Here is a 4,490-nt window from a genome sequence, read left to right on the forward strand (position 1 = left end):
GGTTATCAATACCTTTTTGTAAAAAAATTAAAATTATTATGTGTTCTTTCATTGTAGACATGTACTTAACGAAAGATTTAAAAATGACTAACGATTTAAAGTCGTTAGCCATTATCTTTCACAATCGCGCTCGATTGTGGAAGATTTTAAAAAATAATAAAGCTTCAAAATTAATCTTTAGTTATTACTAACGCTTCCTTTACTTTTGAGAGCCAAATTTATTCTCTATTTCCTTGAAGTCTTTGCTATCAATATCTGGTGGTTCTTTATCATTTTCTCTTAATGTCCAATTAAAAAATCCAGAAATCAATGCAAATATGAGTGAACCTTGCGAAGCAATCTCAATATTCACCATAAATGTATCGAGTAACTCCATTAACACAAAAGTGAGACCTGTATTCAAAATAAATGACAACCAGCCGTTGCTTGATTGAATAATACCAACAGATCTCAAAGCTTTTGGTATCGCATTTGTAATGAGTGAGAGAGGTATTTCAAGGAATACATACATAACAAAGAAAAATACTAAAGCACTGATTGAATTATATTGTAATCCGAGTAACCTTAAAAATATGTATTCAAAAAAGGTAATACCAAACAAAATTATTAGTACGATAGATGTACAGATAACTATTGTTTTAATTTTATTTATCTTAAACGACTCCTTCCTAAATTTGCCCGTTAATTTAAGTACAACGCTTCACAACCTCTCTTAAATTTTATCATTATATTCAATTTTCTTTAAAGCTATTGTTCCAGAAAATGGCCCGATTGCTGAATACAACTTATCTTTTAACGGCATTGTCATATTACACAGAAAATCAAACAGGGAGGGAAAATCGTAGATCTTAAATTCCCTCATAAATCTTCCCAAATTTAATTTTCATTTGTTCTTTAATTTCTTTATTTTCCTTCTCTAAATCTTTGATTCTCTTCCGTAAGGAAGAAATAATTACATCTTTAGATGCGTCACTCATATTTCTTTTAGCTTGTTTTATTGAAGGGAGACCTTCTTGTTGATTGCGAAGTGTTTCGATTCGTTCTCGGAGTTCTGTATTTCTGTATAGAAATGCTTTTGAAACCCCTGATTCTGCAGAAACAGAGTTAAAATTGATTTTTATTTGTTTTTTTATCATCTTTTTGATCGCTTCTTCAACTTTTTGAATGGTCTTTTCCGTTTTTAACTTTGCATGTTTTATAATACCTTCGGTATTTGGGTTTTCATTAGACATTTTGCATCACCTTCTCACGTTCATCTCCAACATACTCACGCCTGGTTTTATCTAAACCAAAGATACCACCAGTATGTAGTAAACCATTTGCTAATTCTTTATATCTTTTTAATTTGGGCTCAATTAACTCAACGGAACGTAACCTTCCGGATTTTTTGTATACTCCAATATCAGCTTCCATTTTAGATATCTGTTCTTGGTAATAGTCGAGAAACGTCTTGTCAACGTGAAAACTTCGGCAGTTGTTTTTAATACAGGGTGGTTCTAATGTCTGTTCAAGAAAATCACAATGAAGTTTAGGGCTTTTTACACAAAACCCATGATCTAAACGAATGGAGTCCATGTTATGACGTATCCATTCCAGTTCAACTCCGTTTTCTTCAGCCTGTTGAGCTAAATTAGCGACAATAACTTCTCCATGTGTATCTAGTCTTACTGCGCCAATATCGCGAGCCTTTTCCCATTCATCACGGAGTGTTTGATCATGAATTTGGGCATAGACTAACGTCATTTCAGGACTGGCATGAGCCATCAGTTTTTGAACATGAAGAATATTCATTCCGTTATTAATCAAATTAACACCGTAACGGTGTCGGAACGCATGATTTTTAAACCAATAAATTTCTCCATCTTTGTCCTTAATATTACATCTGTTAGCTAGTTTATTAAGGTTCAACTTAATGGAATCTTGCGATATGGGATTACCCATCCTTTTCCCTTTAAGTGTTGGAAACAAATATTTCTTAGGGTTCGTGTCCAAAGTTGATCTCTTTTTTGTAAGTTCTTGCTGCGCTAGGACCACATTTGCAATTTCCTCTGAAATAGGAACTTTATGATTTTTATAACTTACTTTTCTTTGATCTCCGATAATCCACCAGCCATCTTCTTGATTTACTAAGCAGTCAATTTTAAGTGATAAAACGTCACTTATTCGAAAACCTGTAGCTTCCATTAGAAGAATTATAGGTATATGATCTGAGGAAAGTTGGTTAATATGGTAAATTAACTGTTCCCATACTTCATCCGGGATATATTTAATTTCATCAGCTTTTGCTCTTTTCTTTTTAGGGATATCTTCAATTGACAATAGTGAAATTACTGACTTTGTCGGAGCTTCTTCCCATTCGAATTTCTGTATGTATGAGATAAACGTTTTAAGGTCTATTAAAAAACGATTTACATAATTGTGATCTGGATTAATTAAATATTTTCCCTTTTTAATAGTGGAATGTCGCAAGTATTCAATGTACTCCTCAATATCCATTCTGGATAGCTGGTTTAATTCTTTCCACTCAGGATGTTTACCCTTCAAAAAGGTGAAGAAAAACGAAAGTCTATTTAAATAACATATTGCTGTAGAAAAGCTAATGGATTGCTGAACAACTAGGCGAGTCTTTATATATTTTTTAAATAATTGTCTATAAGGTTGTGGAACCTTCGAAAAGTCTAATGAATATCTACTAATTGTATTGTTATAATTAATATTCAATTTTCGTACATCCCAACAATCCTTGTCTGTTTCATCACGTTCATCATAAAGCTGATAATAAAATTCATAAACTTGAAGAAAGAGTCTAATATACAAAGATGGTTGAACTGTTGGTGACAACCATGGTGATGACTTTTTCCGGTGTACAATTTCAACTGATTTTCCATTCTCTACAAGAAATGTTCGATATTCTGTTAGAAACTTTTCCTTCTGTATATCAATAATAGAATCTAAATTGGCATAGTATCGAGAGATGAATTCTGTAAAAATTTTAAGACATGGAGAATAATGCATGAAAGCATAGGTAATCGAAATCCTTGTCTCCTTTAATCCCTTATAAAAATAGTATTTTAATTCATTTTTCAATCTAAGATTGTGTACCTTATCAAAAATCAATTTTCTATTCCAATCATAATGTTTATCCAGGATGGGACATTCTTGTACATTCCATACATCATTTGCCCAATATCCATGTAATGGTTCATTTATCTGTTCCAGATGGTGGGGAAGGGGTTTTATTTTCAATGTACTCTGTGTCATTATTTATCTCTTCTTCCTATTTTTTTGTTTGATTGAGCTTGTTCCCAGCTTCCACGTATGGTTTCATCGGATGCATGGATATAAGTCTGTATCGTTGTTTGAACGTGTGCATGCCCTAATAATCTCTGTATGATGGCAATATCTACTCCTGCTTCATGTAACTCTGTGGCATATGTATGCCGAAGCATATGAGGGGTAAAATCTATTCCTGTTTTTTTCTTCATCCGTTTAATTAAAGAACGTACAGAACCATCAGTCATTGGTTTACCACGATTTGGTCCAGTTAAGGTGATAAACACATAATTGCTATCAATTTCGTAAGAATGAAAGTCTATTAGATAATCTTGAAAGAGATTCATAGTCTCAATAGATACATAGACTTTTCGTTTTTCTCCATCGGATGTTTTGGATCTCCTAACCGAAATAGTATTTTTACCAATATCAAAATCCTCTACCCACAGAGAAAGGGCCTCTCCAATACGTAATCCACCTTCATATAAAATACGGAACAATAATTCATCCCGTATATTGCTGCAAGCATTATGAATTACTTGTAATTGGTTTTTATTTAACGTTTTAACTGTACGCTTTGGCTCCTTAACTTTTAAAATGTTTTTATCATAAGAATTCCCTTTTGTAATGTGATGGAGGAAGGGTTTAAACGTCCTAAAACGCCCTGGGGCCTGCTTTTTTAATTGATTATTTACATTTCCCACGTAATCCTCATTACGAGTCAAATAGTCATAGAATCCTATGACACAAGTTATGATGGTATTGACTGTTCTTTCTGATCGTTTAGCTAAGGTTTCTTCAAAGTAAATGACTTTTATAGATTGATCGGGAATTCTCAGCCAACCGATGAATTGAGCCAAGATATCAAGGTTCACTTCTTGATATCTTAACCGACTTTCCTCTAGGAATTGAAAATAAAGCTTTAGATGGTAACAGTATGACTTTAGTGTATTTTCAGCTTTTCCAATGTTATCTAAATACTTTATATACTTTGCAACCGGTATGACCGGATAGCCTCTCTTATCAATTAACAGATATCTTTTCTTCTCTTGAATGAGAACTTCTTGTACTTTCAACATTCCACCCCCTAATTCGTAAGATACTATATATTCATAAATTTAATAGTACAAATAATAATTCTTTAATGAAATATAAAAGAAGTAGTTACTATCGCAAGATACGTTAATAACTACTTCTAATACTAGTACAATTAAGGC

Annotated in this window: 4 protein-coding genes; all 4 read right to left on the minus strand. The window is 32.7% G+C overall.

The features are described 5' to 3' along the window. Positions 1–199: 199 nt before the first annotated feature. Complete coding sequence (locus FAR12_RS22985; protein ID WP_061794294.1) at positions 200–652, minus strand: YrvL family regulatory protein; 453 nt, start codon at positions 650–652, stop codon at positions 200–202. Between the two features lie 196 nt (positions 653–848). Further along, entirely contained in the window at positions 849–1,232 is a 384-nt protein-coding gene (locus FAR12_RS22990) for a DUF6262 family protein (protein ID WP_061794293.1), read from the minus strand. Next, complete coding sequence (locus FAR12_RS22995) at positions 1,225–3,261, minus strand: tyrosine-type recombinase/integrase (RefSeq protein ID WP_061794292.1); 2,037 nt, start codon at positions 3,259–3,261, stop codon at positions 1,225–1,227. Before FAR12_RS22995 ends, FAR12_RS22990 begins: the two co-directional genes overlap by 8 nt. Next, on the minus strand, positions 3,261–4,352 hold the full coding sequence (locus tag FAR12_RS23000) for a phage lytic cycle repressor MrpR family protein (protein WP_126411071.1): 1,092 nt from the start codon (positions 4,350–4,352) through the stop codon (positions 3,261–3,263). Before FAR12_RS23000 ends, FAR12_RS22995 begins: the two co-directional genes overlap by 1 nt. Between the last annotated feature and the right edge of the window lie 138 nt (positions 4,353–4,490).

This window comes from Bacillus yapensis (assembly GCF_005280205.1).
In the GTDB taxonomy this organism is placed as follows: domain Bacteria; phylum Bacillota; class Bacilli; order Bacillales; family Cytobacillaceae; genus Robertmurraya; species Robertmurraya yapensis.

Coding starts and splice junctions, on each gene's coding strand:
- FAR12_RS22990 (WP_061794293.1), bottom strand. CDS start 1,232: ATGTCTAATGAAAACCCAAATACCGAAGGTATTATAAAACATGCAAAG.
- FAR12_RS22995 (WP_061794292.1), bottom strand. CDS start 3,261: ATGACACAGAGTACATTGAAAATAAAACCCCTTCCCCACCATCTGGAA.
- FAR12_RS23000 (WP_126411071.1), bottom strand. CDS start 4,352: ATGTTGAAAGTACAAGAAGTTCTCATTCAAGAGAAGAAAAGATATCTG.